At 49.7% G+C, this 346-nt stretch carries 1 rRNA gene; it reads right to left on the bottom strand.

From position 1 onward, the window contains the following. Positions 1-134: 134 nt before the first annotated feature. Positions 135-251 (bottom strand): 5S ribosomal RNA (gene rrf / locus ACI48K_RS24425). Between the last annotated feature and the right edge of the window lie 95 nt (positions 252-346).

The raw sequence follows: 346 nt of genomic DNA, 5'->3' as shown, positions 1-346 counted from the left end.
AATACAACATTTCTTCTCGACTGGCCAAGTACATCCCATATTACTTCGTTACGTCTTAGCATCTAAATTCGTATTCAACACACCTGGACACACAAAAAAGCACCGCCGAATATCGGCAGTGCTCTTTCTCTCTTGCTTGGCGGCGTCCTACTCTCCCAGGACCCTTCGGTCCAAGTACCATCGGCGCTGGAGGGCTTAACGGTCGTGTTCGGGATGGGTACGCGTGGAACCCCTCCGCCATCGCCACCAAACGCTTCAAGCGCTTAATCGCTTGAAAACTGGATACGAAACGTTTTTGCGTATTAGATATTTGGATAAGCCCTCGACCGATTAGTACCTGTCAGCT

This window comes from Paenibacillus terrisolis (genome assembly GCF_056171975.1).
The sequence above is the reverse complement of the archived record's forward strand: the minus strand, read 5'-3'. Positions and strand labels throughout refer to the sequence as shown.